This window comes from Amycolatopsis sp. cmx-4-83, assembly GCF_046548815.1.
GTDB classification, from domain to species: Bacteria; Actinomycetota; Actinomycetes; order Mycobacteriales; family Pseudonocardiaceae; genus Amycolatopsis; species Amycolatopsis pretoriensis_A.
Genome location: NZ_JAEBEF010000039.1, coordinates 1 through 788, shown reverse-complemented (window position 1 = coordinate 788; position 788 = coordinate 1). Strand labels below are relative to the sequence as shown.

The following is a 788-nucleotide window of genomic DNA, read 5'->3' as shown; positions in this document are numbered from 1 at the left end:
GCGGTGACGTCGGTGTCGAGTTCGCGGGAGAGGCGGTGGGCGAAGTCGTTGGAGGAGGCGTCGCAGCCGATGAGCCGGATGGGGCGGCCGTCGTAGTCGGGGTTGCGGCGGAGGATGTCGGCGAATTCTTCGGGGGTGTAGTGGTGGTCGCCGATGCGTGCGTGTCCGTCGGGGGTGACGTGGACGTCGACGGTGTAGCGGCCGTGGGGGTCGGGCGGGACGCGGTGGGGGAGGTCGCCCATGGTGGGGTCGTCGGCGTGGTAGGAGCTGCCGGCGGGGGTGTTTTCGGCGTGGCGGGCGTTGATCTGGTCGGGGGTGGGGGGTTCGGGGTCGTGGTGGTGGGGGGTGCTGTCGGGGTCGGTGGGGGTGTGGTCGTGGGGGGTGTTGTCGTGGGGTGCGTGGGTGCTGCCGTCGGTGCCAGGGGTGTGGCCGTCGGTGCCGTGCGGCCGGGTGCCGGGGTTGGCGCCGTTGGTGCCGGGGGTGTGGCCGCCGGTCTCGGCGCTGTGCGGGCGGGTGCCGCCGTTGGTGCCGGGGGTGTGCCCGCCGGGGCGGGTGTCGGGGGTGTGGGTGCCGGGCCCGTAGCCGCTGCGGGCGGCGGGTGCGGGTGTGTCGGGTGTGCGGGGACGGCTGGTGGGCAGGTCCGCGCCGGTGCGGGGCCGTGCGGGTGCGTCGGTGTGCGCGCCGGGGCTGCCCGGGGTGCCGGTCCAGCCCCCACCACCGCCGCCGGTGCGCGGGGTCCCACCGCCAAGCCCGCCACCACCGCTGCCGGGTGTGCCGCCGGGCGGCAT

Annotated in this window: 1 pseudogene; it reads right to left on the bottom strand. The window is 76.6% G+C overall.

Features of this window, described 5'->3' with window-relative positions:
• Positions 1-788: pseudogene (locus ACLJQM_RS48200) on the bottom strand (hypothetical protein); the annotation flags it as partial.